Source organism: Dactylosporangium sp. NPDC050688 (assembly GCF_040654515.1).
Lineage (GTDB): Bacteria > Actinomycetota > Actinomycetes > Mycobacteriales > Micromonosporaceae > Dactylosporangium.
In genome coordinates, this window is record NZ_JBFAIC010000030.1 from 24823 (window position 1) to 50794 (window position 25972).

Consider the following 25972-nt stretch of genomic DNA (forward strand, 5'->3'; position numbering starts at 1 on the left):
ACAGACCGGCCGCCGACCAGCCACTATGCGACGTCGAGGCGGGCCTTCAACGCGTCGAGCTCGGACCAGAGCACGCCGGGCAGTTTGTCGCCGAACCGCTCGAACCACTCCACCACCTGGGGGATCTCCTCCCGCCACTCGGCTGCGTCGACCCGCAACGCGAGCTCCAGGTCCTCGGCCGGGATGTCCAGGCCGGAGACGTCGAGCGCGCCGGGCGCCGGCACCCGGCCGATGGGGGTGTCGACCGCCTCGGCGGTGCCCTCGATGCGCTCGACGACCCACTTCAGGACGCGGGAGTTCTCGCCGAAGCCGGGCCACAGGAAGCGGCCGTCGTCGCCGCGGCGGAACCAGTTGACGTAGAAGATCCGCGGCAGCTGGGCGGCGCCGGAGGAGGCGCCCTTGCCCATCGCGATCCAGTGCGCGAAGTAGTCGCCGGCGTTGTAGCCGATGAAGGGCAGCATGGCCATCGGGTCGCGGCGGACCACGCCGACCTGGCCGGTCGCCGCGGCGGTGGTCTCGCTGGACAGGGTGGCGCCGAGGTACACCCCGTGCACCCAGTCGCGGGCCTCCGTGACCAGCGGGATCGTGGTCTTGCGGCGGCCGCCGAAGAGGATCGCGTCGATCGGGACACCGCGCGGGTCGGCGTACTCGTCGGCGAGGATCGGGCACTGCTCGATCGGGGTGCAGAAGCGGGAGTTCGGGTGCGACGACGGCTCGCTGGACGCCGGCGTCCAGTCGCGGCCCTTCCAGTCGATGAGGTGCGCGGGCGGCTCGCCCATGCCCTCCCACCAGATGTCGCCGTCGTCGGTGAGCGCGACGTTGGTGAAGATCGAGTTGCCCTGGGCGAGGGTCCGCATCGCGTTGGGGTTGGTCGTCCAGTCGGTGCCGGGCGCGACGCCGAACAGGCCGAACTCGGGGTTGACCGCGTACAGGCGGCCGTCCTCGCCGAAGCGCATCCAGGCGATGTCGTCGCCGAGCGTCTCGACCTTCCAGCCGGGGATGGTGGGCTCCAGCATGGCGAGGTTGGTCTTGCCGCAGGCGCTGGGGAACGCGGCCGCGACGTACTTCACCTGCCCGCTCGGCCCGGTCAGCTTCAGGATCAGCATGTGCTCGGCGAGCCAGCCCTCGTCGCGGCCCATGACGCTGGCGATGCGCAGCGAGTAGCACTTCTTGCCCAGCAGGGAGTTGCCGCCGTAGCCGGACCCGTAGCTCCAGATCTCGCGGGTGTCCGGGAAGTGGGAGATGTACTTGACGTCGCTGCACGGCCAGGCGACGTCCTCCTGCCCGGGGGCCAGCGGAGCGCCGATGGAGTGCAGGCACGGCACGAACGGCGCGTCGGCGCCCATGCGGTCCAGCACGTCGGCGCCCATCCGGGTCATGATCCGCATGGAGGCGACCACGTACGGCGAGTCGGTGACCTCGACGCCGAACATCGGCTCCTCGGCGGTGAGCGGGCCCATGCAGAACGGCACCACGTACATGGTGCGGCCGCGCATCGAGCCGTCGTACAGCTCGGTCATGACCCGCTTCATCTCGGCGGGGGCCATCCAGTTGTTCGTCGGGCCGGCGTCGGCCTCGTCGGCGGAGCAGATGAAGGTGCGCTCCTCGACCCGGGCCACGTCCGACGGGTCGGTGCGGGCCCAGAACGAGTTGGGCTTCGCCTGCAGCCGCACCAGCACCTGCTTGTCGACCAGTTCGTCGGTGATGCGGCGCCACTCGGCCTCGGAGCCGTCACACCAGACGACGCGGTCGGGTCTGGTGAGCTCGGCGACCTCGCGAACCCAGGCGAGGAGGCGGTGATGGGGGGTGGGTGCCTGGTCGAGACCGGGGACGGTGACCGGTGCGGACATGTTCGGTGTCTCCTTGTGGTCGGCGATGACCTGCGCGTGCGCACGGCAAAGCACGGCGCGCGATGCTGCGAGCGGCCGTGGAAACGTTCAGCTATTTCCCTCAGCCTAAACCGGCCGCCGGGGCTGGGTAGTGGGAGAGCTTGTGAAAAGCTGCACAAGGCCAGGAGAATCTCGCACCCGTTCGCAGAATCACGCGTGAACTTTTCGTCAACTGAGCACCAACGAGCAATCCGTGCGGTCTGTGGCCGAAGTGCCCGCTGGTGTCACCGGTGCCGTACCCTCTGCGACGTGACGGAACTGCAGTCGGTGACGGCCGGGTCGGGCCCGGGCGGCCTGCGCGGCCTGTTCGCGCGCTTCGAGCACCTGGTCCGCGAGCTGGGCAAGTTCGGCACGGTCGGGGTCGTGGCGTTCGTGGTCGACGTGGCCGTGTTCAACGTGCTGCTGTTCAGCGGCACGCCGACGCTGGTGGCCAAGACGATCTCCACCGTCATCGCCGCGACGGTCGCGTTCATCGGCAACCGGTTCTGGACCTGGCGCGACCGCGAGCGGACCAACCTGCGCCGCGAGTACAGCCTGTACTTCCTGTTCAACCTGGTCGGGCTGATCATCGGCCTGGCCTGCCTGTGGGCGAGCCACTACGGGCTGGGCGCGGTCTGGCCGTTCTTCCGGGGCAAGCTCGCCGACAACATCTCGGCCAACGTGGTCGGCATGGCGTTCGGAACGCTGTTCCGCTTCTGGTCGTACCGGAACATTGTTTTCCGCAAGACCGCCGAGCAGGCATGATCCGGGCCTGATCCGCTCTAGACTCGTCGACAGGTAACGACCTGGTTGCGCAGTGGTCAAGATGCGGGTGAGCTGGCCCCCACTCTGCGGTGTATCCGGGGCGATGCTTCGCGACCTACCGTAAGGTTGCACGGTGCGCCTAGCCAGGAACCTCCGCGACCGGTTCGTCCCAGAACGGCACCGTTCGCTCGCCACCGAGCTGTTCAAGTTCCTGGCGGTCGGCGGCATCAACACCGTCATCGACTTCGCGGTGCTCAACCTGCTGCTGTCGATCGGGCCGCTCAAGGCGAAGATCGTCGCGGCGGTGGTCGCGACGACCGCGTCCTACTTCTTGAACCGGCAGTGGACCTACCGGGCCAGCGACCGCAGGAGCATGCGGCGGGAGTACACGCTGTTCTTCGCGCTCAACGGCATCGGCCTGCTGATCCAGAGCGCGGTCCTGGCCGTGGCGAAGTACGGGCTGGGCTTCAGCGAGACCAACAGCGCCGACCGGCTGGCCTTCAACATCGCCAGCGCGCTCGGCATCGGCATCGCGATGGTGTTCCGCTTCTGGGCGTACCGCACGTTCGTGTTCAATCCGCCGGTGTCCGACGACCCGCAGGTGATCGCGGACGCCGAACTGGAGGCCGAGGTCGAGGCCCTGGAGGTCGCGCTGACCGACGTCGCGGTCGCGCCCGGCCCGCGGCACTCGCACGACGACGACGAGCTGATCCTCAACGAGTTGGAGTCCCCCGCGGGCCACCGCTGAGCCGCCCCGCTGAGCCGGCGTCCGAAGGGCCGGCCCAGCGAAGCACGCGCGAGCGCGGTGCTCAGGACACCGCGTCGTTCTTGATCTCGTCGACGAGGGCCTGCCGGTCGTCGTCGCCGAAAGTGTGCTTCTGCCGGTCGGCGTCGACCAGCTCGTAGAGCATGCTCTGGGTCTTCTCCACCTGCGGGATGTCGCTCAGCTGGATCTGGCCCCGCTCACCGGCCGACTCGATGGTCAGCGTCCCGCAGCCGAGCATCCGCTCGAACAGCGAGTGCGAGAACGACACGTCGTTGACCCGGCCCAGCGGGATGTCCCGGCCGCTGCGCGAGAACACGCCGCTGCGCATGATCACCCGCTCGTTGGTGAAGACGTAGTGGGTGGCCTTCCACTTGATCCACGGCCACACGGTGACCACGAGCACGACCACCAGGCCGACCCCGGCCGCGATGAGCACACCGACCGTGCCGACGCCCGCCAGCAGGGCGAAGGTCACGATCGCGGCGGCGGTGAGGACGAACCAGACCACCGGCAGGAACAGCGCCTTCCAGTGGGGGTGCAGGTGCAGCACCACCTGCTCGTCCTTGGTCAGGACGCTTTCCGGGAACCCCACGCCAACCTCCTCGTTCACGAATGTCGACGTGAGGCTAGACCCTTCCCGGCGCGCCCGACATTGGCCTACCCGGTCGTCTCTGCGCCGGGCACCGGGCGGGGGTCTGCGCCGGGGTCCGGGCGCACGTGCACCACGTCGCCGGCGGCGACCGTGTGCACCGCCCCGTGCGGGTCGGTGACCTGCAGCCGGCCGTCGGTGTCGACGCCGGTGGCGACCCCGTGCAGCGCGGCCCCACCGGGCAGCTCCACCCGCACCCGCCGCCCGATCGTCCCGCAGTGGAAGAGGTACGCCTCGCGCACGCCCGCGTCGTTGCCGGCCTGCCACCGCCCGTACACCTCCTCGAAGCCGCGCAACAGGGCGCGCAGCAGCGGGTCACGGTCGGCGCTGGCGGCCCCGGCGAGCGCGAGGGACGTCGCGTCCGGGCGGGGCAGCTCGTGCTCGCGCAGCGTGGTGTTGAGCCCGATCCCGACCACCACGGCACCGTCGCCGACGCCCTCGGCGAGGATCCCGGCGGTCTTGCGGTCGCCCTGCAGCAGCAGGTCGTTGGGCCATTTCAGGTACGCGTCGAGCCGGGCCACCCGGCGCACCGCCTCCGCGAGCGCGACCCCGGCGAGCAGCGGCAGCCAGCCCCAGCGGGCCGCCGGCACCGCCGGGCGCAGCAGGACGCTCAGCGCCAGCCCGGCGCGCGGCGGCGACTGCCACTGTCGGCCCAGCCGGCCACGCCCCGCGGTCTGCCGCTCGGCGACGATCACCAGACCCTCGGCGGCGCCGGACCGGGCCGCAGCGGCCACATCGGCGTTGGTCGAGCCGGTCTCCTCGACCACGCGCAGGTCGGTCCAGAACCCGCCGGGCACGACCAGCGCACGCCGGAGCGCGGCGGCCCGCAGCGGCGGGCGCTCCAGGTCGGTGTAAATGTTCACAGGTCGACCGTATCCCCACCGCATTACGATGCCGGACGTGACCATTGAGCAGGTTGGTGTCGGCGCGGACATCCACACGACCGCCGGGAAGCTGGCCGATCTGGGCCGGCGCACCGATGAGGCGGTGCACGCGGGCTCGGCCCGGGCGGTGGAGAAGCAGCACGCCAGGGGCAAGAAGACCGCGCGCGAGCGGATCGACATGCTGCTCGACCCGGGGTCGTTCGTCGAGCTCGACGAGCTGGCCCGGCACCGGTCCACCAACTTCGGCCTGGAGCGGAGCCGGCCCTACGGCGACGGGGTCGTCACCGGGTACGGCACCGTCGACGGGCGCCAGATCTGCGTCTTCGCGCAGGACTTCACGGTCTTCGGCGGCAGCCTCGGCGAGGTCTTCGGCGAGAAGATCGTCAAGGTCATGGACCTGGCGATGAAGATCGGCTGCCCGGTGGTCGGGATCAACGACTCCGGCGGCGCCCGCATCCAGGAGGGCGTGGTCTCCCTCGGGCTCTACGGCGAGATCTTCTTCCGCAACGTGCGGGCCTCCGGCGTGATCCCGCAGATCTCGCTGATCATGGGGCCGTGCGCGGGCGGCGCGGTGTACTCCCCCGCAGTCACCGACTTCACCGTGATGGTCGACCAGACCTCGCACATGTTCATCACCGGACCCGACGTGATCAAGACGGTGACCGGTGAGGACGTCGAGTTCGAGGAGCTGGGCGGGGCGCGGACGCACAACACGAAGTCCGGCAACGCGCACTACCTCGCCTCCGACGAGGACGACGCGATCGAGTACGTGAAGGCGCTGCTGTCCTACCTGCCGTCGAACAACATGGACGACGTGCCGGTCGTGCCCCTGCCGGCGGCACTGGAGGTGACCGACGAGGACCTGGTGCTGGACGCCGTCATCCCGGACTCGGCGAACCAGCCGTACGACATGCACACCGTGATCGAGTCGGTGGTCGAGGACTTCCTCGAGGTGCAGCCGCTGTTCGCGCAGAACATCCTGATCGGCTTCGGCCGGGTCGAGGGTCACCCGGTCGGCGTCGTGGCGAACCAGCCGATGCACTTCGCCGGCTGCCTGGACATCGACGCCTCGGAGAAGGCCGCGCGCTTCGTGCGGACCTGCGACGCGTTCAACATCCCGATCCTCACCTTCGTCGACGTGCCCGGCTTCCTGCCCGGCGCCAGCCAGGAGTGGGACGGCATCATCCGGCGCGGCGCGAAGCTGATCTACGCCTACGCCGAGGCCACCGTCCCCAAGGTCACCGTCATCACCCGCAAGGCGTACGGCGGCGCGTACGACGTCATGGGCTCCAAGCACCTCGGCGCCGACCTGAACTTCGCCTGGCCGACGGCCCAGATCGCGGTCATGGGCGCGCAGGGCGCGGTCAACATCCTGTACCGGCAGGAGCTGCGCGACGCGAAGGACCCGGCGGCGCTGCGTGCCGAGCTGATCCAGGAGTACGAGGACACCCTGGCCAACCCGTACGTGGCGGCCGAGCGCGGCTACATCGACGGGGTCATCCCGCCGTCGACCACGCGGGTGGAGATCGTGCGGGCGCTGCGGCTGCTGCGCACCAAGCGCGAGACGCTGCCGCCGAAGAAGCACGGCAACATCCCGCTGTAGCCGGGGCCCGGGGCCGCGTCCGGGCCGCCACGTCCGGCCCGCCGCGTCCGGGCCCGCGGCCCGGCCGGCGCCGGTCGGGGCCTACGGCAGCTCGCGGTAGATGTCGCGGGCGTAGTCGACGACGGCGGCCCTGATCACGGTCGCCTCGATCGGCAGCACCTCCAGGCAGCGGCGCAGCGCCTCGGTGAGGATCGGCCGGGGCACCCGCATCGACACGGTGCAGTGCGGCACCCACTCGCCCGGGTCGTACAGGGGCAGGCTCTCGATGCCGGCGTCGGTGAGGTGCCGCCACACCAGGGCCTGGTGGCGCATCAGGTCCGGGGTCGGCGCCAGCCCGAGGAACACGACCCGGCCGACGAACACCCCGGCGAACTGGAAGTTGAGCCGCAGCGGCGCGGCGACCCGCACCGGCGCGAGGGCCTCGGCGACCGCGTCGGGGTCGAGCGCACGGGCGCTGACCAGCGACACGTGCGGGCGGTGCCGGCCGTCGTGCGGCGTGCGCAGCGTCTGCACGCCGAGGTCCTCCAGCAGGTCCCACAGCACGCGGATCCGCCGGGTGGCCCGCTCGTCGAGGTGCAGCTCGAGGGCGGCGACCATCAGCGGGTCGCCTGGCACACCGGGCACCAGTACGCGTTGCGGGCGTTGAGCTCCGCGGTGCGCACCGGGGTGCCGCAGACGAGGCAGGGCAGGCCGGCGCGGCGGTACACGTAGACCTCCCCGCCGTGCCGGTCGACCCGCGGCGCGCGGCCCATCGCCTCGGGCGTGTGCAGGTCGCGGACCGTGTCGATGCGGCCGTCGGCCACCCCGCTGCGCATCAGGACCCGCAGGTCCTGCCAGATGGCGTCCCACCGGCGCCGGGTCAGCCGCCGCCCGGGGACCGTCGGGCGCAGCCCGGCCCGGAACAGCGCCTCCGTCACGTAGATGAGCCCGGCGCCGGCCACGACCGACTGGTCCATCAGCAGCGCCATGAGCGGCCGGTCCGACCGCTTGATCGCGGCGAACGCCCCGACCCCGCCGTCGTCCTCCTCGGCCAGGGGATCCGGGCCGAGCCGGGCACGCAGGGCCTCGACCTGCAGCGGGTCGAGCAGCTCGCACGCCGTCGGGCCACGCAGGTCCAGCCAGTGCGCCGGGTTCGCCATCCGCAGCCGGACCTCGCCGACGGGCGGCGGGGCGCCGCCCTCGCCGTCGGTGAACTTGCCGTAGAGCCCGAGGTGGACGTGCAGCGTCACGTCGCCCTCGTAGTGGTGCAGCAGGTGCTTGCCGTGGGCGGAGGTGTCCAGCAGCACCCGCCCGTCGACGCGGCGGGCGCCGTCGGCGAAGCGCCCCTGCGGGCTGCTGACCGCGACGGCCCGGCCGGCGAACAGCTCCCGGTGCCGCCCGGCGAGACGGTGGATGGTGTGACCTTCAGGCACCGGACGTTTATACCCGTCGCGGTGCGGCGGCCGCGCGCTATTGTCTGGGGCATGAGTCGCAGCGCACTGTCCACGACGACGCCGGGCCTTCCCCGGCGGCGCTGACAGCTCGCTGTCCACACCGTGCTCCGGGGCGTTGCGCTCCGGAGCTTTTTGCTGCATCCGAGGTGCGCGCCCCTGCCAACCACAGGGAGTCTCCTCATGCAGGACCACCGCAAACTCGGCCGTGACCTCGAACTGTTCCACTCCGACCCGCTCGTCGGCGCGGGGCTGCCGCTGTGGCTGCCCGCCGGCGCCGCCGCCCGCCGCGCGGTCGAGGACTACATCCACGCCCTCGAACGCCGCAACGGCTACCAGCACGTGTACTCGCCGCCGCTGGCCAAACAGGAGATGTACGTCAGGTCCGGGCACCTGCCGCACTTCGCCGACGACATGTTCCCGCCGATGGCGCTGAGCGAGCACGACGCGTTCGTGCTGCGCCCGAGCCTCTGCCCGCACCACGCGGCCGTGTTCGGCGCGCGCGGCCGCTCGTACCGGGAGCTGCCGCTGCGCATCGGGGAGATCGGCGGGCAGTACCGCGCCGAACGCTCCGGCGTCCTCGGCGGGCTGTCGCGGGTCCGGGCGATCTCCCTCAACGACGGCCACGTCTTCTGCGCCGAGGAGCAGGTGCGCGCCGAGGTCGTCGAGTCGCTGCGGCTCATGCGGGTCGCGCACGCGGCGCTGGGCTTCCAGCCGGCGTCGTTCCGCCTGTCGCTGCGCGGCGACGGCGGCAAGTACGTCGACGACCCCGCTATGTGGGACAAGGCGTCCGCGGTCCTGCGCGAGGCCTTGCAGGAGGCCGGCGTGTCCTACGTCGAGGCGCCGGGAGAGGCGGCCTTCTACGGCCCGAAGATCGACGTGCAGCTGCTCGACCACGCCGGCCGGGAGAGCACCCTCGCGACCGTCCAGGTCGACTACTTCCAGCCGGCCCGGTTCGACCTGTCCTATGTGGACGCCGACGGGCAGCGGCGCCGGCCGGTGATGGTGCATCGCAGCGTGGCCGGCAGCATGGAGCGGCTCTTCGCGCACCTCATCGAGGTGCACGACGGGGCGTTCCCGGCCTGGTACGCGCCACTGCAGGTGGCCGTGCTGCCCGTCGCGGACGCCTTCGCGGGCGGGGCGTTCCTGCGCGCCTGCCGCGCTGCCGACCTGCGGGTCGAGGAGTGGCCCGAGGGCAGCCTCGGCGCTCGCATCCGCCAGGCGGCGGCGCGCAAGGTGCCGTACGTCGCCGTCGTCGGGGAGCGCGAGGCCGCCGCGGGCGCCGTGTCGCTGCGCCCGCGGGACCCGGGGGCGGTGTCGGGGGTGCTGCCGGTCGCGGCGGCGGTCGCCGCGCTGGCACAGGACTGCTCGGCGCCATGAACAGCGCGTCGGGGGTGTTGCCGGTCGCGGCGGCGGTCACGTTCCCGCTGAGCCCGCCCGCCGAGGGCGCCGCCGGCCCGCCGGACCTGCGGCTGGCCGCGGGCCTGCCGACGCTCAGCCTGCCGATGCCGGGCGCGCCCGGCGTCACCGCCACGCTGACGGCGAGCCCTTCGCGCCCCGGCGTCCTCGCCGCCGCGACCGGCATCACCCCGCTGGCCGTCCGCGGCGTCCAGGGCGCGGCCGTCACGTGGTCCCACGCCGGCGAGCCGGAGCTGTCCCTCGTGTGGCAGGAGGGCCCCGGGCAGTGGCTCGAGCTGCGGGCGTTTCCCCGGGTGCCGGCGGAGCACCTGGCCGGCCTCGCGAAGAGCCTCGCGGCGGTGCCGGTGACCGCCCCGGCGCCCTTCGAGTTCACGCTCGTCCCCGCCGGCGCCACGATCGACAACATCAGCGCCTCGGCCGTCACCTTCTGCCCGCCGGGCACCACCCCCGACGAGTCCTTCATCGGCAAGATCACGGTGATGCTGGGCGTGACCGCCGACCGGTCCCCGGGCCGCGCCGTCGACGCCGGCGGCCGCCCCGCCACGCTGCACACCTCTGGCGAGTACACCGCGCTGCAGGTCGACCTGGGCGACGGCCGGTTGCTCGTGGTGCAGTCGGCGACGGCGGTGCCGCTGCCGGAGCCCGACCTGCTCCGTTTCGCCGCAGGAATCACCGTCACCCCCGCCGCCACCCCGGGGCAAGGCTGAGGTGGTTCCCGCTAGATGCACCCTAAACCGTACATATGTGCATACGATTTATTTGTGCTGGTTGTAACGACTGAGGGTTTACCCGGGTACGAGATCACCACGGTGCTCGGCGAGGTGCTGGGCGTGTGCGCGACGTCGCGGAACCCGTTCGCCGCCGGCCTGCGGTCCACCGAGGGCGGCCCTGGCCTGGACATGTCCCAGTTCCTGGTGCAGACCAGGGCGAAGGCGGTCGGCCAGATGGTCCACGTCGCCGAGCAGCGGGGCGCCAACGCCGTGGTCGGGATGCGCTTCGACCACCGCGACTTCACCAACACGTGGGCCGAGCTGTGCGCGTACGGCACCGCGGTGGTCGCCGTCCCGCTGCACGTCAGCTCAGGCGCCCACGCCGCCGACCGCCACCACGCAAGCTCCCGCTGACGCGGCGCGACCGGCCCAGCGTCTGGCAGGCCGAGGCAGAGCTGTGGCCGGGTCTGGCCGGGGCTCGGGCGGCCGGGCCGGGGGTGGCCGGGGCTGAGGCCGGCCCGAGCTGGGGCCACCCGGGGCTGAGGCCGGCCCGAGCTGGGGCCACCCGGGGCTGAGGCCGGCCAGAGCTGGGGCCGCTCGGACCGGGCCGACCAGGGCCGACCAGGACCGACCAGGGCCGACCCGGGGCCGACCGGCCGGCGGGCTACTTCAACGTCGCGATGACGGCGCCCGAGGAGACGACCTCGCCGACCTTGGCGGACAGGTCGGTGACGACGCCGGCCTTGTGGGCGTTGAGGGGCTGCTCCATCTTCATCGCCTCCAGCACAACGATCAGATCCCCCTCGGCGACCGTGTCACCCTCAGAGACTGCGATCTTCACGATGGTGCCCTGCATGGGGCTGGTGAGGGCGTCGCCGCCGCCGGCGGCGCCGGCCTGCTTCTTGGCGCCGGCGCGGCGGCGCGGCGCGGCACCGGCACCAGCCGCGGCGCCCGCGGCCGGGCCTGCGGCGGCCGTGCCGAAGCCGGCCGGCAGGGAGACCTCCAGGCGCTTGCCGCCGACCTCGACCACGACCGTCGAGCGCTCCTCGGCGGCGGGCAGGTCACCGGCGGGCGCGGCGAACGGCGGCACCGTGTTGACCCACTCGGTCTCGATCCAGCGGGTGTGCACGCGGAACGGCGCCGCGGTGAAGGCCTCGTCGCGCAGGACGGCGCGGTGGAAGGGCAGCGCGGTGGCCATGCCGTCGACGACCATCTCGTCCAGGGCCCGGCGGGCCCGCTCGATGGCCTGCTCCCGGGTCTCGCCGGTGACGATGACCTTCGCCAGGAGGGAGTCGAAGTTGCCGCCGATGACGCTGCCGGACTCGATGCCGGTGTCGACGCGCACGCCCGGGCCGGTCGGCAGGCGCAGCTCGGTGACAGTGCCGGGGGCGGGCAGGAAGCCGCGGCCCGGGTCCTCGCCGTTGATGCGGAACTCGATGGAGTGCCCGCGCGGCTCGGGGTCGGTGTCGAAACGCAGCTTCTCGCCGTCGGCGACGCGGAACTGCTCGCGGACCAGGTCGATGCCGGCGGTCTCCTCGCTGACCGGGTGCTCGACCTGCAGCCGGGTGTTGACCTCCAGGAAGGAGATGGTGCCGTCGTTGCCGACCAGGTATTCCACGGTGCCGGCGCCGTGGTAGCCCGCCTCGCGGCAGATGGCCTTCGCCGACTCGTGGATCTGCGCGCGCTGGGCGTCGGTGAGGAACGGCGCGGGCGCCTCCTCGACGAGCTTCTGGTGGCGCCGCTGCAGGGAGCAGTCGCGGGTGCCCACGACGATCACGTTGCCGTGCTGGTCGGCGAGGACCTGGGCCTCGACGTGGCGGGGCTGGTCGAGATACCGCTCGACGAAGCACTCGCCGCGGCCGAACGCCGCGACCGCCTCGCGGGTCGCGGACTCGAACAGGGCCGGGATCTCCTCGATGGTGCGGGCGACCTTCAGCCCGCGGCCGCCGCCGCCGAAGGCGGCCTTGATGGCGACCGGCAGGCCGTGCTCCCGGGCGAACGCGACGATCTCGTCGGCGTCGCGGGCGGGCTCGGCGGTGCCGGGCACGAGGGGCGCGCCGGCGCGCTGGGCGATGTGCCGCGCGGTGACCTTGTCGCCGAGGTCGCGGATCGCCTGCGGGGCGGGCCCGATCCAGGTGAGCCCCGCCTCGATGACCGCCTGGGCGAAGTCCGCGTTCTCCGAGAGGAACCCGTAGCCGGGGTGCACGGCGTCAACGCCGGCGGCGAGGGCGACCTCGATCACCCGGTCGATGCGCAGGTAGGACGCCGCGGCGGTGTCACCGCCGAGCGCATAGGCCTCGTCGGCGAGCCGGGTGTGCAGCGCGTCGCGGTCCGAGTCGGCGTAGATCGCCACGCTGGCCAGGCCGGCGTCGCGGCAGGCCCGGATGACGCGGACGGCGATCTCGCCCCGGTTGGCGATGAGAACCTTGCGCACGCTGAACGCTCCCTTGGGTAACCCTCCGCGCAGTCTAAGCGACCTGTACGACAGTCGCCGTTGCCAACAATGTCATAGTCAAACGGTGTCTAATACGCGTTTGATGATCATGGGGCTGATCTCGTACCTGCAGCCCGTCCACGGCTACGACATCCGCAAGGAGCTGGCCAGCTGGAACGTGGAGAGCTGGGCCGACGTCCAGCCCGGGTCGATCTATCACGCGTTGCGCAAGCTGACCGACGAGGGCCTGCTGGAGGCGGTCGGCACCGAGCAGGTGGGCGGCCGGCCGGCCCGCACCCGGTACCGGCTGACCAAGGCCGGCGAGGTCGAGTACCAAGCGCTGCTGCGCCGGTACTGGTGGGAGTACAAGGAGCCGATCGACCCGTTCCTCGCCGCGTTCGCGTTCCTGCCGTCGCTGCCGCGGGCCGAGGCGGCCGGCGCGCTGCGGGCCCGGGCACGGCTCCTGGAGAGCTGGGTGGCGACCTATCGCGATAGCGCGGACGAGTGGGCGGTCGGCAAGCCCCCGCACGTCGCCTGGCAGTTCGAGCTGACCACCGTGCGCGCCGAGGCGGAGGCCCGCTGGTGCCACGACGTCGCCGCCCGGGTCGAGGCTGGTGAGGGCGTGCATTTCAACGAGGTCGAGGAGGCCGGCGAGCACAGCGCCGAGGCCTGGCGCAAGGCCATCCGGGAGCAGTTCGGCGAGCCCGACGACGGGGACGAGGAGTAAACGCGATATAGAGAAGTCTTGACGACATAAACTATATCGCGTTACGTTGCCCCTGCGAACACGAGACGACAGGGGAGTCCGTCATGATCGAGACGAAGGGCCTGCGGAAGTCGTACCGCTCCAGGGCCGGTCGAGAGACCAGGGTCGTCGAGGCGGTGCGAGGGGTCGACCTCTCCGTCAAGGAGGGGGAGATCTACGGCTTCCTCGGCCCCAACGGCGCCGGCAAGACCACGACGCTGCGGATGCTGGCCACGCTCATCACACCCGACGGCGGCGAGGCCGTCATCGCCGGCGCCGACCTGCTCAAGGACCCCGGCGAGGTGCGCCGCCGTATCGGCTACGTCGCCCAGGGCGGCAGCACCTGGGACGAGAGCACCGCCCGCGAGGAGCTGGTGCTGCAGGCCCGCTTCTACGGCATCCACAAGGCCGAGGCGCAGCAGCGGGCGACCAAGGCGCTCGAGGCGTTCCAGCTGACCGAGTACGCGGACCGCAAGACCAAGACCTACTCCGGCGGCCAGCGCCGGCGGGTCGACATCGCGCTCGGCATCATCCACGGGCCGAAGGTGGTGTTCCTCGACGAGCCGACCACCGGCCTGGACCCGCAGAGCCGCGCCCACATGTGGGACGAGGTCCGCCGCCTGCGCGACGAGGGCATGACGGTCTTCATCACCACGCACTACCTCGACGAGGCCGACGCCCTCTGCGACCGGATCGCGATCATGGACCACGGCGAGATCGTCACCGAGGGCACCGTCGACGACCTCAAGCGCGAGGTCGCCGGCGACGTCGTCACCGTCGGCGTCAACGGCGCCGCCGAGGCCGCCACCGCGCTGCTGCGCGGCCAGGACTACGTCCGCAAGATCGAGCAGAGCCAGGACCACTCGCTGCGGCTGTACGTGGACGAGGGCTCCGTCGCGATCCCGCACATCCTGCGCCTGCTCGACCACGCCGGTGTCGAGCTCAAGCAGATGGAGCTGCACCGCCCCAGCCTCGACGACGTCTTCCTCACCAAGACCGGCCGTTCACTTCGGGAAAGCTGAGTAGCGATGAAATTCCTCCGCGACACCTGGCTCGTCTTCGCCCGCCAGATGCAGCTCATGCTCCGCCAGCCGGTGTGGCTGATCGTCGGGGTCGTGCAGCCGCTGTTCTACCTGCTGCTGTTCGCCCCGCTGCTCAAGCCGGCCCTGGGCGTGCGCACCGACGCCGAGGCCTACGAGCTGTTCGTCCCCGGCCTGCTGGTGCTGCTGGCGATGTTCGGCTCGCTGTTCACCGGCTTCGGCCTGATCGCCGAGCTGCGCGCCGGCGTCATCGAGCGCAGCCGGGTCACCCCGGTCAGCCGCCTGGCCCTGCTGGTCGGCCGGTCGCTGCGCGACGTCGTGTCGCTGCTGTTCCAGGCGGCGCTCATCGTCGTCGTCGCGGTCGGGTTCGGCCTGAGCGTCGGCGTGCTGGACGTGCTCGGCGCGTTCGCCCTCATGGCGGTCATCTCGCTGATGCTGTCCGCGTTCTCGTACGCGATCTCGCTGAAGCTGCGCAGCGAGGACGCCCTCGCGCCGCTGCTCAACACGATCTCGCAGCCGCTGCTGCTGACCGCCGGCATCCTGCTGCCGCTCACGTTCGCGCCCGGCTGGCTCAGGCGCGTCGCCGACTGGAACCCGTTCTCCTGGGCCACCGACGGCGTCCGGGCCCTGTTCGCCGGCGACCCGGGCGCCGACTCGGTGTGGCAGGCCGGGGCGGTCATCGGCGGCCTGACCCTGGTCACCGTCGTCTGGGCGTCCCGCGCCTTCGCCAGGGGCGTGCGCTAGCTGTACCGGTAACGACCATCACCGTCACGGCCCCTTCCACCCCGGGAGGGGCCGTGACACCGTCAGGTGGTGCCGCGACTCGTCCGTGACCGCCTGACCTGGGTCATCTATGTGCAGCTCTCCCTGTGGTGCTACTTCCTCTACGGGTTCGGGCCGGTGGCCCCGCTGCTGCGCGACGAGCTGCACATCAGCCGCACGCTCGCGAGCCTGCACGGCACCGGCTTCGCGGTCGGCGGCATCATCGGCGGCGCCGTCATCCCCGCGCTGACCCGGCGGTACGGCCGCAACCGCCTCATCTGGGCCGGCCTGACGCTGGTCAGCGCCGCCGCGATGGGCATGTTCGCCGCGCACCACCTGGCGCTGACCCTGACCTTCGCGACCCTTGCGTCGTTCGGCGGGTCGCTGCTGGTCAACGGGGTCGTCGCGGCCCTCACCGAGCACCACGGCACCGCCGGCCCGGCCGCGATCAGCGAGGCCAACGCCGCGGCCGCCGCCGTCGGCCTGGTCGCCCCGCTGGTCGTGGGGCTCGCCTACGGCCTCGGTCTCGGGTGGCGCACCGGCCTGGTGCTCGTGGTGGTCCCGACCGTCCTGCTGGCGGTGTTCGCGGGTGTACGGGCACCGGAACCCCTCCCGCACGGCGACCCGCACGGCGCGGGCGCGGGACGGCTGCCGGCCGCGTACTGGCTGGCCGCGACGAGCCTGTTCGCGACCGGTTCGGTCGAGGTCTGCCTGACGCTGTGGGGCAGCGACGTGCTGCGCGCCCACGCGGGCGTGTCGCCGGGGGTCGCCACGGCCGCGGTGTCGACGATGATCGCCGGCATGGTGACCGGCAGGATCGCCGGTGGGCGGCTGCTGCTGCGGCACCGCCCCACCCGCGTGCTCCTGGCCGCGCTGGGCGTGTCGGCGGCCGGGTTCGCGCTGTTCTGGGCGGCGACGGTGCCGTGGCCGGCGATGCTCGGCCTGTTCGTCTGCGGGCTCGGCGTCGGCCTGCACTACCCGCTCGGCATCGGCCTGGCCCTGGCGCACTCCGGCGGCCGGCCGGACCTCGCCGCGGCCCGGGCCTCCTTCGCCGTCGGGATCTCCTTCGCGGTCGCCCCGTTCGCGCTGGGCTCGCTCGCCGACGCGGTCGGCCCGCACCCCGCGTTTCTGCTCGTGCCCGCGTTCCTGCTGCTCAGCGCGGTGGTGGTGACGCAGCTGGAGCGCGCCGGCCAGCCCGTGGCGCCGCGCCGAGCCGTCGAGCCGTCGAGCCGGTGTGAGCCCGCCGGCCGCCGGGCCGGACGCGGGCACGAGCGCCGGCGCTCCGGTGCGCGCCGGCGTCCGTCCCGTCATGACCCGGTCCTGTCCGACCAGTAGTCGGTCAGCCGCACGCCCAGGATCGTCATGAGCGTCCGCAGCGTCGGCAGCGACAGCCCGACCACGTTGCCGTGGTCGCCCTCGATGCGCTCGACGAACACGCCGCCGAGCCCGTCGATGGTGAACGCGCCGGCCACATGCAGCGGCTCGCCGGTCGCCACGTAGGCCGCCACCTCCTCGTCGTCGGGCTCGGCGAAGTGCACGACCGTCTCGACGGTCTTCGCGGCATTGTTGCCGGTCGCCGTGTCGATCAGGCAGTGCCCGGTCTGCAGCACGCCGGAGCGCCCCCGCATCGCCTTCCACCGGGCCACCGCCTCGGCGGCGTCGGCGGGCTTGCCGAGCACCTCGCCGTCGAAGGCCAGCATCGAGTCGCAGCCCAGCACGAGCGCCCCGGCGAGGTCCGGCGGGAGCGCGCCGGCGACCGCAAAAGCCTTGCGCTCGGCGAGCGTGCCGGGCAGGCCGGCGCCGCCTTCGGCCTCCACCGCGGCCTCGTCGACGCCGCTGACGATGACCCGGGGCTCGATCCCGGCGGACCGCAGCAGGTTGCGACGGGCGGGGCTGGCCGAGGCGAGGATGAACGTCTTCACGGGACGGACGTTAGTACCATCGCGGCCATGCGGAAGCTCTGGGCGGAGTTCAAGGCGATCGCGATCGGCGGCACCGTCCTGGACCTGGCCCTGGGCTTCATCATCGGAGCCGCGTTCGCCACGCTCGTGCAGTCGTTCGTGACGAACCTGTTCCTGCAGGTCGTCGCGGCGGTGGTGGGCGAGCCGGACTTCCAGAAGCTGCAGATCACGCTGCACCGCACCCCGATCAAGTACGGCGTGTTCCTCAACGACCTGCTGCAGTTCATGCTGCTGGCGGTCGCCATGTTCGTGATCATCAAGTTCATGGCCTGGGTCGGCGTCGAGCGCGGCCGGTCCCTGGACCAGCGGCAGTGCCCCTTCTGCTACGACCGGGTCCCGGGCGCCGCGCTGATCTGCCGCTCCTGCGGCCAGCAGCTCGTCGCGGACCTGCCGACCCTCGCCGAGGCCGAGCGCCTGCTCGACGAGCGGGAGGCGCGCCGCTGGCCGACCCTGCCCGCCCTGCCGCCGATCGCGATCCCGCGCCGGCGACCCCCGACGACCCCACCACCCGCCGACGGGCCGCGCGCCGACGAGGCCCCGGCCGCCGACCCGCGCACCGAACCACTGGCCGATCCCACTGCCGGCCCCACGGCAGGTCAACCGCCGGTGGGCGAACCGTCGGCGACGGGCGGACCGGATGGCGGCGGACCCGGGCATCCGTCCGCGGGCGCTACCGCCAGCGGGGACGGGACCCCGGCCGGGCGCTCTGCCGCCAGCGCGACACCGGCGCCGGAGCCGCCACCGGCGCGGCCCGCCGGCTGAGCAACACGCCGACGATCGCCGCGACCTCCTCGGCCGTCGGCGTGCCGCGAACGACCTTGAACAGCGGTTCCTCGGGCACCGTGACCCCCTGAAAGTGTGCGAAACGTTGCCGTCCTGCGAGCATACGCATGCATCGGCGGCGCATACTCAAGCGGAACGGGAGTCGATGGCGAGTTTGGGGGGCGCATTGACAAACGTCCCATTCCGGGTGGCATCGGCGCTCTTCGTCGGCGTGCTGCTCGCGACGCTGCTGCCCGCGGCGCCCGCCGGGGCCCGCGAGGGCGAGCAGCCGGCCGCCGTCTCCGCATCGCTGCGCTACCGGATCACGTTCGCGGCGCGCTCCTGCGACTCGTACGCCGACGTCATGGCCAACCGCGTCCGCGACGACCGGATCGAGGCGGCGTCGGCACCTGGCCGCGGCAGCGCCTACAAGGACGGCCAGGCGGTCGACCCGGCGATCGAGGCGGCCAACGGCGCGGGCTGCACGGCGCTGCCCGGCTGGCACTTCTCGCTGGGGCCGGGCCAGGAGAAGAAGGGCGCGCTGTCGACGGTGACCGCCCCCGCCGTCGACTCCGGCGAGACCACGGCGCAGGTGCCGCTGCTGGACGCGACCGGGCGCAGGACCGACAAGCTCATCGACGGCGCGGTCACCCTGCAGCTGTCCCCGGAGCAGGCGAGCGCGGCCACGCACCGGCAGCTGTGGGTGCAGGGCGGCACGCCCGGCGACCCGCTGCTGGCCGCGAGCCGCCCGGGGTACGGCTTCGGCGTCCTGCGCTGCGCCGCCGACGGTCACGCCGGCGGCAACGTGCAGTGGCTCGGCTTCCCCGCGGGCGTGCGGCACGTGTTCTGCTTCGCGTACTACGTGAAGTCCGCGCAGGCCCCGGGCACGCTGGTGGTGAGGGCCCGCACCGCGACGCCGGTCGGCTACCCGCAGCGCTTCGCCTTCGACGCCAGCGCCAGCTACGCCGCCGACCAGCGCATCCACGCCGACGCGAGCACCGACGCGACCCTGGTGCGCAGCTCCGGCGGGGCGCCCGGCACGGTCGTGTCGCGCACCCCGGCCGGCTGGACGCTCACCGACCTGAGCTGCGCGAAGAGCGGCGCCGGGCGCAGCCTCTCCACGACCGACGTGCCGACCGGCACCGCCACCGTGACCCTCGCCGCCGGTGAGGTCGTCACCTGCACGTTCACCTACACCCCGCCGGCGTCGCCGCCCGGGCTGACGCTGCGGCTCTTCGGCGACGCGCCCGGCGGCGCGTTCAACCTGTCCGTCGCCTCCGGCGGCGGCGCCGACCCGCCACGCCTGCTGCAGGCCGCGCCGGCCGGGGACGGCTCCGCGGTCGTCGCGACCGGGGCCGACCTGTCCACGTTGCTGCCGGGCGCGTACCCGGTGACGCTGACCGCCCCGGCCGGCGAGGCCGCCGCGTGGAGCCTCACGGGGGCCGCGTGCGGCGGGACCGAGGTCAAGCCCGAGGGGCTCTCCGTCACGGTCCTGGTGGCCGCCGGTGCCCCGACCGACTGCACGCTGCGGGTCACCCGCAAGGGCGGCAGCATCCAGCTGCGCTCGGTGACCGTCGGCGGCGTCGGCGCGGCGTCGTTCGTGATCACGCCGCGCACCCAGGGCGTGCCCGGCTGGTCGGGCGTCGCGACCACCACCGCGTTCGGCGAGGCCGCGATCGCCCAGGGCGTGCCCGGCGCGCTGCCGCTCGGGGAGTACCTGGTGACGCCGCTGCCGCCGCTCGCGACGGTCGACGGCAGCTGGCGGCTCAGCTCGTTCGCCTGCGACCCGGGCGAGTCGCAGGACGTGCCGAACGTCGGCGCCGACGTCGTGCCGCTCACCGCCGCCGAGCCGGCCGCGAAGTGCACCGCGACCTACCTGTTCGAGGAGGCGCACCAGCTGCAGGTCACGGTGCGGTTCGCGGGCAGCACCAGCGGCCGCGGCGGGCCCGTCGTGCTCGACCTGGAGTGCACCGACGGCTCGACCGGCCGGGTCGTGCTCCCGGAGGGCGACAACAGCGAGGCCACGCTGCCCACGCCGCTGGGTTTCCTCGACCCGGCGCGGTGCACGGTGCAGCGCCCGTCGGCCCCGGTCGCGGGCGGTGCCACGGTCACCGTCGGCGCGACCCTCGACCCGGCGCCCGGCAACGCGCCGCTGGCCATCCCGGGCACCGTCGCCATCGGCGAGGACGCCGGCAAGGACGTCGACCTGTACACGGTGACCGTGACGGTGACCTTCACCGCCGACGACGCGGCGCCGACCCAGCAGAAGGTGCTCGACACGTTCCGCATCCTGCCCGTGGCCCTGATCGGCGCCGGTCTGGTCGGTATCGGGCTGGTCATCCTGCTGGTCATGGTGCTGCGGTCCCGCACCGACTGAGAAGAGTGACCTGAGCAGGATCCGGGCTGTCTGCAACATGCCCCCGTTGGGTAGCGTCTGCGGTGATGACGCCGTCCAGATCCCTGATCGCCGAGCGCTACCGATTGATCGAGTCGCTCGGCGCCGGTGGCATGGGCCGGGTGTGGCTCGCCCGCGACGAGATGCTGCGCCGCGACGTCGCGATCAAGGAGGTCGTCCCGCCCGAGGGGCTGACCGCCGAGGAGCGCGAGGAGCTGCGGCTGCGCACCCTGCGCGAGGCCCGCGCCGCCGCCCGGCTCAACGACGCCAACGTGGTGCGCATCTACGACGTCGTGCAGAGCGAGCAGGCACCGTGGATCGTGATGGAGTACGTGCCGTCGCGCTCGCTGCACCAGGTCATCACCGACGACGGGCCGCTGCCGCCGGAGCGGGCCGCGCAGATCGGCCTCGCGGTGCTCAACGCGTTGAAGGCCGCGCACGCCGCCGGGGTGCTGCACCGCGACGTCAAGCCCGGCAACGTGCTGCTCGCCGACACCGGCCGGGTGGTGCTCACCGACTTCGGGCTCGCCGTCTTCGAGGGCGGCGACGGCGCGGTCACCCGCCCGGGGCTGATCCTCGGCTCCCCGCAGTACATCTCGCCGGAGCGGGCCCGCGAGGGCACCTCCGGGCCCGAGTCCGACCTGTGGTCGCTCGGCGCCACGCTGTACGCCGCCGTCGAGGGCCGCTCCCCGTATGCGCGCTCCACGACGTACGCGACGCTGACCGCCCTGGCGACGGAGGACCCCGACCCGGCGACCCGGGCGGGCGTGCTCAAGCCGGTCCTCAACGCGCTGCTGCGCAAGGACCCGCGCGCCCGCGCCGGCGTCGCCGAGACGGAGCGGCTGCTGCAGCGCGCCGCGGCCGGCGAGGGCCGGGCCTGGTCGTGGAGCCTGCCCCGGCCGCGCCGCTCCCGGGAGGGCCACCCGGCCGGGCTGCGCGGCCTCTCCGGCGGCTCCTCACGCGGCCCGTCGTCGCGCGGCCCCGCACGCGGCCCGTCGTCCCAGGGTCCGTCCTCGCGCGGCTCGTCGCAGCCGCTCGGCGGGGGCTCCCCCGAGCAGGACGCACCGGTCAGCTCGCCGCCCGCGGGCCTGGAGCAGACCAGCCCGCCGCCGACCGACGCCCCGCGGTGGGACCAGGGGCCGTCCGCCGGCGCCCCCGCGCAGACCGGCTTCCCCAGCAAGGCCCGCGGCAGCGCGGAGGTGCCGGAGTCCCCGCCGGTCGGGGCGGGCCTGTACTCCCGCCCGACCCGGCCGGACGCCCCCGCCGGGACGGGCGAGGACGGCGGCGCCGTCGACACCGTCCCGGGCGGGCAGCACCGCGGCCGCTGGATCGCCGCGGTCGTCGTCGCGCTGGCCCTGCTCGTCGGGGCCAGCGTCATGATCGCCGGCTCCGGTGACGACGACCGGCCGCAGACCGGTCCGACCGGCGCGCAGGCCACCAACCTGCCGGCCGGGCCGGCGACGTCCGGCGCGACCAGCCCCACCCCGAGCGAGTCGCCGCAGGTCCGGGGCACCATCGGGGGCACCGTCATGGACCTGCCGGCGGGCTTCCACTGGGAGACCGACGCCACGTACGGCTGGGCGGTGGCCGTACCGAACGGCTGGGTGCGCTCGGTGAAGCGGCCCAGCTACCCGTCGATGATCTCCTTCACCGACCCCCTCGACGGGCGGTGGGAGATGGCGATCGACACGTCGTTCACGCCGCCGCAGGGCGACCCGGTCGACGACTGGCGCGGCCAGGAGCAGACCCGGCTCAGAAACCAGCTCTACCCCGCCTACGAGCGGGTGATGATCGTGCCGGTCGCCTTCCGCGACGGCTGGGCCTGCGCCGACTGGCAGTGGCGGTACACGGCGACGAACGGCCGCCTGCACATCTCCAACCTGGGCTGCCGGGTCCACCCGGGCCGGGGCCACGCCATCTACTGGCAGACCCCGGACGCGCAGTGGGACGACTCCGCCACCGTCAACAAGCTCAACATCATCAAGCTGTCGTTCCGGGTGACGGCCTAATCCTCGGCGTGCAGCATCAGCTGCCGGGCGGCCTCGGCGACCGAGCCCGAGATCGACGGATAGATCGTGATGGTGTGCGCGAGCTGGTCGACGCTCAGGTGGTTCTCCACCGCCATGGCGATCGGCATGATCAGCTCGCTCGCCTTGGGCGCGACGACGACCCCGCCGACGACCAGGCCGGACGCCGGCCGGCAGAAGATCTTCACGAACCCGTCGTCGAGCCCGTCCATCTTGGCCCGGGCGTTGCCCGCGAGAGGCAGCATGACCGAGCGGGCCGGGACGCGGCCGCTGTCGATGTCGGACTGGGTGATGCCGACGGAGGCGAGCTCGGGGTCGGTGAACACGTTCGCGGCGACGGTGCTCAGCTTCAGCGGGGCGACCGCCTCGCCGAGCGCGTGCCACATGGCGATCCGTCCCTGCATGGCGGCGACGCTGGCCAGGGGCAGCAGGCCGGTGCAGTCACCGGCCGCGTAGATGCCGGGGACGTTGGTCCGGGAGACCCGGTCGACGGTGACATAGCCGCCGGGGGCGACCTCGACACCGTACTCGGTGAGCCCGAGCGCGGCCGTCTGCGGCACCGAGCCGACCGCCATCAGCACGTGCGAGCCCTCGACGGACCTGCCGTCGGCGAGCTCGACCACCACCCCGCCGTCGACCCGCCGGGCGGCGGCGGCGCGGGAGTTGTTGAGGATCGTCATGCCCCGCGCCCGGAACACCCGCTCGATCGCCATCGCGGCGTCGGGGTCCTCGTGCGGCATGACCCGGTCCCGGCTGGAGACGAGCGTCACGTCGATGCCCATGGCCAGGTACGCCGAGGCGAACTCCGCGCCCGTCACCCCGGACCCGACGACGATGAGGCGCTCGGGCAGCTGCGGCAGGTCGTACACCTGCCGCCAGTCCAGGATGCGCTCGCCGTCCGGCGCCGCCGTCGGCAGCACCCGCGGCGTCGCGCCGGAGGCCAGCAGTACCGTTGAGGCCGCAATCACATACGGAGCGTCACCGCCGGCCGGTGTGATCTGCACCGCATGGGTGTGACCGAGCGTATCCTCACCGAGGCGCGCAGTGCCCGTGACGAACTCGACCCCCGCCTTGACGAGCTTCGAGTGGATGTCGCTGGACTGCGCCGCCGCCAGGCGCTTCACCCGCCGGTGCACGGCCGGGCCGTCGACACGCACGTCGTCGCCGGGCGGCCCCATGACCCCGAACTCCTCGGTGTCCAGGTGCGCGGTCACCACGCTTGAGCTGGCGATGAAGGTCTTGGACGGCACGCAGTCGTGCAGCACGCACGCACCGCCAGCACCTTCGGCCTCGATCACGGTGACCTCGGCACCGAGCTGCGCGGCGACCAGGGCCGCCTCGTAGCCCGCCGGGCCCCCTCCGATGATCACGATCCGGCCCACGCACGCCACCCCTTCTCGGCCTTGTCGCCACATTGTCCCTCGTCCGCGCACGGCTCAGGCAGCGACCCAGCCGAACGGCGGCGGCGCGCCGACGAGTGGATCCGAATCCGACACGCTCTGCAGTATTCTCTCCTGCACCCTGACGGGTTTATCGTCATCGCCGTGCGCCATTACGCCGCGTATGGCTCGAACCTGGACCCAGCCCGCATGCGGGCCTACTGTCCGTATTCGCCGATGATCGGCACCGGCTGGCTGGAAGGCTGGCGGCTGACGTTTGCCGGTGAGGACGTCCTCGGCTGGGAGGGCTCGGTCACCACGATCGTCGAGTCGCCCGGCGACCGGGTCTTCGTCGCGCTCTACGACGTCCACCCCAACGACGAGAAGCAGCTCGACGAGGTCGAGGGCGCGCTCGCCGGCACGTACCAGAAGCTGCACCTGCGCGTCGCCACCCTCGACGGTGACGCTACCGCGTGGGTCTACGTCTTCAACGGGTACGAGGGCGGCCTGCCGACGGCCTGGTATCTCGCCGAGATCGCCAACGCCGCCGCGAAGGCCGGGGCGCCCGCCGACTACCTCGACGCGCTGCGGGCCCGCCCCACGAAGACCGCCATGCCCTAGACGTCGAGGGTGCGCTCGTAGACGTCGGCGGCGAAGACCACGGTCATGCCGACCCCGGCGTAGAGGTGGTACGCGCCGGTCGGGTTGGTCAGGTCGACGCCCAGGCCGGCGCCGGCGCGGCCCTTCGCCGCGTAGGCCGCGAAGGCCGTGCGCAGCAGCGCCCCGCCGATGCCGGACTTGCGGTGCGCGCGCAGCACGGCCAGGTTCTTGATCCAGCCCTCGCCGCGCTCGACGGCCTGGTCGGCGGACTGCAGCACGCCGACGATCTCGCCGTCGACGAGCGCCACGAACCACTCGTCCCAGCTGATCGATGGCAGGCCGGCCACGGCCTCGCGCCAGGCGTCGTACGGGGTCGGCTGGAAGTCCGGGGTGTCGGCGAACGCCGACTCCAGCACCTCGTGGAAGCGGGGCAGCTCCTCCTGCCGGACAGGGCGGATGTCGAAGCCCGAGGGGGCGCGCTCGTCGCCGGTCAGCGGCCGGGTCATCCGGGCGTGCCGCTTGACGAACGCGAAGCCGTCCGCCTCCAGTACCGACACCAGCGCCGTCTCCGACGCGAGCGTCCCGGCGCGCAGCACGGCTCGCGCGAAGCCGTTGCGGCGGGCCCGCTCGGCGGCCCGGGCCACGGCCAGTCGCAGCAGCGGGCCGTAGGCCGGCTCGCCGCGGCCGGGCCACGCGTAGAGCTCGACGTTGTCGCGGACGCCGCGCTGCGGATTGTCGACATACGCCCACGCGACCGGCTCACCGTCGGGCCCGGCCGCGAGCCAGGTGTCGACGGCGGGGTCCTCGGTCGGGGCGGTGAGCGTCGCCACGATCTCGTCCTCGGACCAGTCGGGCTCACCGAGCGCCGCGATATCGCTCGCCCGGGTGATCGCCAGGATCGCCGGCACGTCGCGCAGCGTGCAGCCGCGGACGGTCCAGCCCTCCAGGCCGGCCAGAGCTGTCATACGGGTGCCGCCTCCTGGACGGTTGTGACCGCCGCGTCGAGCAGGTTGACCAGCTCGACGCGCTCGGTGGGGGCCAGTGCCCGGAACGCCTCGCCGGCGATCCGGTCGGTCAGGGCCTCGGCCCAGCTGCGCCGCCGCACGAGCGGCTCGAACGGCGGGAACGGCGGCTGCCAGCCGAACGCCGTCGCACCCGCCTCCCCCTCGGGGCCGGCGATGATCGCCTCCAGGGGGCTCAGCCCGCTGGCGCGGATCGCGAGCAGGTGCGCGGCGCCGCGGTGCTCGCGCAGCAGGTGCGCCAGGACGGCGGCGCGGGCGCCGGGTGAGTCGTCGGGCAGCGGCATCGCCCGCCATGCCGCGAACAGCGGCATGCCGGCGGTCTCGGCACTGACCACGATCCGCTCGGCGAGCTCGACGAGCTTGGGCAGCGCGTAGAAGCTCTCCAGGTGCTCGCGGCCCCACCGGCAGCACTCGTCGAGGTTGTCGGCGGCGATCTGCTCGGGCGGGGCGACCTTGCGGGCGGCGTCCCAGCCGTCCTGCACGGCCTCGGGCGCGATGAACCCGAGCGCCGCGGCCACCGTGTCGGCCCGCACGTCGCCGAGGGCGCCGCCGCGGCCGGCGACGTAGAACGCCCAGCCGGTCAGGCCGATCTGCCGAGCCCGGCGCATGGTCTTGGGGTCGTCGCTGAACGCACCGCCCAGCATCAGGACGGCCTGCTTCGCCGCCGCTGCCGCCTGCTCGGGAGTCACCCGGCTCATTCTGCCTGCTCCGGTCGATCACCGTGTAGGCACACGTTCGTGGCGGTGTCCCC

The 25972-nt window shown here is 73.0% G+C and carries 25 protein-coding genes; 14 read left to right on the top strand and 11 right to left on the bottom strand.

Features of this window, described 5'->3' with window-relative positions:
• Positions 1 to 23: 23 nt before the first annotated feature.
• Positions 24 to 1850, bottom strand: coding sequence for a phosphoenolpyruvate carboxykinase (GTP) (locus tag AB0H83_RS26410; RefSeq protein ID WP_360098926.1), 1827 nt, complete (start codon positions 1848 to 1850; stop codon positions 24 to 26).
• A 288-nt stretch (positions 1851 to 2138) separates the two neighbouring features.
• Here AB0H83_RS26410 and AB0H83_RS26415 point away from each other — a divergent pair, with 288 nt between their 5' ends.
• Positions 2139 to 2633 (top strand): GtrA family protein, encoded by a 495-nt coding sequence (locus AB0H83_RS26415; protein WP_360098928.1) that lies wholly within the window; start codon positions 2139 to 2141, stop codon positions 2631 to 2633.
• A 133-nt stretch (positions 2634 to 2766) separates the two neighbouring features.
• On the top strand, positions 2767 to 3381 hold the full coding sequence (locus AB0H83_RS26420) for a GtrA family protein (protein WP_360098930.1): 615 nt from the start codon (positions 2767 to 2769) through the stop codon (positions 3379 to 3381).
• A gap of 61 nt (positions 3382 to 3442) precedes the next feature.
• On the opposite strand, the gene AB0H83_RS26425 is transcribed toward AB0H83_RS26420, so the two are convergent.
• A complete protein-coding gene (locus AB0H83_RS26425) occupies positions 3443 to 3991 on the bottom strand; it encodes a PH domain-containing protein (protein WP_360098932.1) in 549 nt (182 codons plus the stop codon).
• Between the two features lie 65 nt (positions 3992 to 4056).
• Positions 4057 to 4935: a biotin--[acetyl-CoA-carboxylase] ligase gene (locus tag AB0H83_RS26430; RefSeq protein ID WP_360098934.1), complete on the bottom strand. Its 879-nt coding sequence runs from the start codon at positions 4933 to 4935 to the stop codon at positions 4057 to 4059.
• 19 nt (positions 4936 to 4954) lie between these two features.
• Here AB0H83_RS26430 and AB0H83_RS26435 point away from each other — a divergent pair, with 19 nt between their 5' ends.
• Complete coding sequence (locus tag AB0H83_RS26435; RefSeq protein ID WP_360099077.1) at positions 4955 to 6535, top strand: acyl-CoA carboxylase subunit beta; 1581 nt, start codon at positions 4955 to 4957, stop codon at positions 6533 to 6535.
• Positions 6536 to 6616: 81 nt separating this feature from the next.
• On the opposite strand, the gene AB0H83_RS26440 is transcribed toward AB0H83_RS26435, so the two are convergent.
• Together AB0H83_RS26440 and AB0H83_RS26445 are read right to left on the bottom strand one after the other, a co-directional pair.
• Positions 6617 to 7150, bottom strand: coding sequence for a 2'-5' RNA ligase family protein (locus AB0H83_RS26440; protein ID WP_360098936.1), 534 nt, complete (start codon positions 7148 to 7150; stop codon positions 6617 to 6619).
• Positions 7132 to 7947, bottom strand: coding sequence for a DNA-formamidopyrimidine glycosylase family protein (locus tag AB0H83_RS26445; RefSeq protein WP_360098938.1), 816 nt, complete (start codon positions 7945 to 7947; stop codon positions 7132 to 7134). Before AB0H83_RS26445 ends, AB0H83_RS26440 begins: the two co-directional genes overlap by 19 nt.
• Positions 7948 to 8148: 201 nt before the next feature.
• Between AB0H83_RS26445 and thrS the strand changes: the two genes are divergently transcribed.
• Genes thrS through AB0H83_RS26460 form a run of 3 tightly spaced genes read left to right on the top strand, consistent with a single transcriptional unit; the run spans position 8149 to position 10508 of the window.
• Positions 8149 to 9345, top strand: a complete 1197-nt coding sequence (gene thrS / locus AB0H83_RS26450) for a threonine--tRNA ligase (protein ID WP_360098940.1) — start codon at positions 8149 to 8151, stop codon at positions 9343 to 9345.
• Positions 9342 to 10091 (top strand): hypothetical protein, encoded by a 750-nt coding sequence (locus tag AB0H83_RS26455; protein WP_360098942.1) that lies wholly within the window; start codon positions 9342 to 9344, stop codon positions 10089 to 10091. The genes thrS and AB0H83_RS26455 overlap by 4 nt, the downstream gene beginning before the upstream one ends.
• 54 nt (positions 10092 to 10145) lie before the next feature.
• Positions 10146 to 10508, top strand: a complete 363-nt coding sequence (locus AB0H83_RS26460) for a YbjQ family protein (protein WP_360098944.1) — start codon at positions 10146 to 10148, stop codon at positions 10506 to 10508.
• 250 nt (positions 10509 to 10758) lie between these two features.
• Here the strand turns inward: AB0H83_RS26460 and AB0H83_RS26465 are convergent, their stop codons facing one another.
• A complete protein-coding gene (locus AB0H83_RS26465; protein ID WP_360098946.1) occupies positions 10759 to 12528 on the bottom strand; it encodes a biotin carboxylase N-terminal domain-containing protein in 1770 nt (589 codons plus the stop codon).
• Positions 12529 to 12613: 85 nt separating this feature from the next.
• On the opposite strand from AB0H83_RS26465, the gene AB0H83_RS26470 reads away from it, so the two are divergent.
• The 4 genes from AB0H83_RS26470 (at position 12614) to AB0H83_RS26485 (ending at position 16410) form a co-directional block, all read left to right on the top strand.
• Positions 12614 to 13255, top strand: a complete 642-nt coding sequence (locus AB0H83_RS26470) for a PadR family transcriptional regulator (RefSeq protein ID WP_360098948.1) — start codon at positions 12614 to 12616, stop codon at positions 13253 to 13255.
• Between the two features lie 83 nt (positions 13256 to 13338).
• Positions 13339 to 14295 carry an ATP-binding cassette domain-containing protein gene (locus tag AB0H83_RS26475; RefSeq protein WP_360098950.1) on the top strand — a complete coding sequence of 319 codons (957 nt, stop codon included), beginning with the start codon at positions 13339 to 13341 and terminating at the stop codon, positions 14293 to 14295.
• A 6-nt stretch (positions 14296 to 14301) separates the two neighbouring features.
• Positions 14302 to 15057, top strand: coding sequence for an ABC transporter permease (locus tag AB0H83_RS26480; protein WP_360098952.1), 756 nt, complete (start codon positions 14302 to 14304; stop codon positions 15055 to 15057).
• A 69-nt stretch (positions 15058 to 15126) separates the two neighbouring features.
• Positions 15127 to 16410: an MFS transporter gene (locus tag AB0H83_RS26485; protein ID WP_360098954.1), complete on the top strand. Its 1284-nt coding sequence runs from the start codon at positions 15127 to 15129 to the stop codon at positions 16408 to 16410.
• Here the strand turns inward: AB0H83_RS26485 and AB0H83_RS26490 are convergent.
• Positions 16383 to 16997 carry a nucleoside triphosphate pyrophosphatase gene (locus AB0H83_RS26490; protein WP_360098956.1) on the bottom strand — a complete coding sequence of 205 codons (615 nt, stop codon included), beginning with the start codon at positions 16995 to 16997 and terminating at the stop codon, positions 16383 to 16385. The two genes, AB0H83_RS26485 and AB0H83_RS26490, sit on opposite strands and share 28 nt — an antisense overlap.
• Before the next feature lie 27 nt (positions 16998 to 17024).
• Here AB0H83_RS26490 and mscL point away from each other — a divergent pair, with 27 nt between their 5' ends.
• Positions 17025 to 17798 (top strand): large conductance mechanosensitive channel protein MscL, encoded by a 774-nt coding sequence (mscL, locus tag AB0H83_RS26495; protein WP_360098958.1) that lies wholly within the window; start codon positions 17025 to 17027, stop codon positions 17796 to 17798.
• Here the strand turns inward: mscL and AB0H83_RS26500 are convergent.
• The gene (locus AB0H83_RS26500) at positions 17707 to 17922 is read right to left on the bottom strand and encodes an acyl-CoA carboxylase subunit epsilon (protein WP_360099079.1); all 216 of its coding nucleotides are present in this window, start codon (positions 17920 to 17922) and stop codon (positions 17707 to 17709) included. The two genes, mscL and AB0H83_RS26500, sit on opposite strands and share 92 nt — an antisense overlap.
• An 84-nt stretch (positions 17923 to 18006) precedes the next feature.
• Here AB0H83_RS26500 and AB0H83_RS26505 point away from each other — a divergent pair, with 84 nt between their 5' ends.
• Positions 18007 to 20175: a hypothetical protein gene (locus tag AB0H83_RS26505; protein WP_360098960.1), complete on the top strand. Its 2169-nt coding sequence runs from the start codon at positions 18007 to 18009 to the stop codon at positions 20173 to 20175.
• A 65-nt stretch (positions 20176 to 20240) separates the two neighbouring features.
• Positions 20241 to 22202 (top strand): protein kinase, encoded by a 1962-nt coding sequence (locus AB0H83_RS26510; protein WP_360098962.1) that lies wholly within the window; start codon positions 20241 to 20243, stop codon positions 22200 to 22202.
• On the opposite strand, the gene AB0H83_RS26515 is transcribed toward AB0H83_RS26510, so the two are convergent.
• Positions 22199 to 23602, bottom strand: a complete 1404-nt coding sequence (locus AB0H83_RS26515; protein WP_360098964.1) for an NAD(P)H-quinone dehydrogenase — start codon at positions 23600 to 23602, stop codon at positions 22199 to 22201. The two genes, AB0H83_RS26510 and AB0H83_RS26515, sit on opposite strands and share 4 nt — an antisense overlap.
• A gap of 162 nt (positions 23603 to 23764) precedes the next feature.
• On the opposite strand from AB0H83_RS26515, the gene AB0H83_RS26520 reads away from it, so the two are divergent.
• Positions 23765 to 24220 (top strand): gamma-glutamylcyclotransferase family protein, encoded by a 456-nt coding sequence (locus AB0H83_RS26520; protein ID WP_033358353.1) that lies wholly within the window; start codon positions 23765 to 23767, stop codon positions 24218 to 24220.
• Here AB0H83_RS26520 and AB0H83_RS26525 read toward each other — a convergent pair.
• Complete coding sequence (locus tag AB0H83_RS26525; protein ID WP_360098966.1) at positions 24217 to 25164, bottom strand: GNAT family N-acetyltransferase; 948 nt, start codon at positions 25162 to 25164, stop codon at positions 24217 to 24219. The two genes, AB0H83_RS26520 and AB0H83_RS26525, sit on opposite strands and share 4 nt — an antisense overlap.
• Positions 25161 to 25910 carry a hypothetical protein gene (locus tag AB0H83_RS26530; protein WP_360098968.1) on the bottom strand — a complete coding sequence of 250 codons (750 nt, stop codon included), beginning with the start codon at positions 25908 to 25910 and terminating at the stop codon, positions 25161 to 25163. The genes AB0H83_RS26525 and AB0H83_RS26530 overlap by 4 nt, the downstream gene beginning before the upstream one ends.
• Between the last annotated feature and the right edge of the window lie 62 nt (positions 25911 to 25972).

What these genes read in the sequence shown, in the direction of transcription:
- AB0H83_RS26410 (WP_360098926.1), bottom strand. Translation starts at nt 1,850, where the DNA reads ATGTCCGCACCGGTCACCGTCCCCGGTCTCGACCAGGCACCCACCCCC.
- AB0H83_RS26430 (WP_360098934.1), bottom strand. Translation starts at nt 4,935, where the DNA reads ATGCGGTGGGGATACGGTCGACCTGTGAACATTTACACCGACCTGGAG.
- thrS (WP_360098940.1), top strand. Translation starts at nt 8,149, where the DNA reads ATGCAGGACCACCGCAAACTCGGCCGTGACCTCGAACTGTTCCACTCC.
- AB0H83_RS26455 (WP_360098942.1), top strand. Translation starts at nt 9,342, where the DNA reads ATGAACAGCGCGTCGGGGGTGTTGCCGGTCGCGGCGGCGGTCACGTTC.
- AB0H83_RS26475 (WP_360098950.1), top strand. Translation starts at nt 13,339, where the DNA reads ATGATCGAGACGAAGGGCCTGCGGAAGTCGTACCGCTCCAGGGCCGGT.
- AB0H83_RS26480 (WP_360098952.1), top strand. Translation starts at nt 14,302, where the DNA reads ATGAAATTCCTCCGCGACACCTGGCTCGTCTTCGCCCGCCAGATGCAG.
- mscL (WP_360098958.1), top strand. Translation starts at nt 17,025, where the DNA reads ATGCGGAAGCTCTGGGCGGAGTTCAAGGCGATCGCGATCGGCGGCACC.
- AB0H83_RS26500 (WP_360099079.1), bottom strand. Translation starts at nt 17,922, where the DNA reads ATGCTCGCAGGACGGCAACGTTTCGCACACTTTCAGGGGGTCACGGTG.
- AB0H83_RS26510 (WP_360098962.1), top strand. Translation starts at nt 20,241, where the DNA reads ATGACGCCGTCCAGATCCCTGATCGCCGAGCGCTACCGATTGATCGAG.
- AB0H83_RS26525 (WP_360098966.1), bottom strand. Translation starts at nt 25,164, where the DNA reads ATGACAGCTCTGGCCGGCCTGGAGGGCTGGACCGTCCGCGGCTGCACG.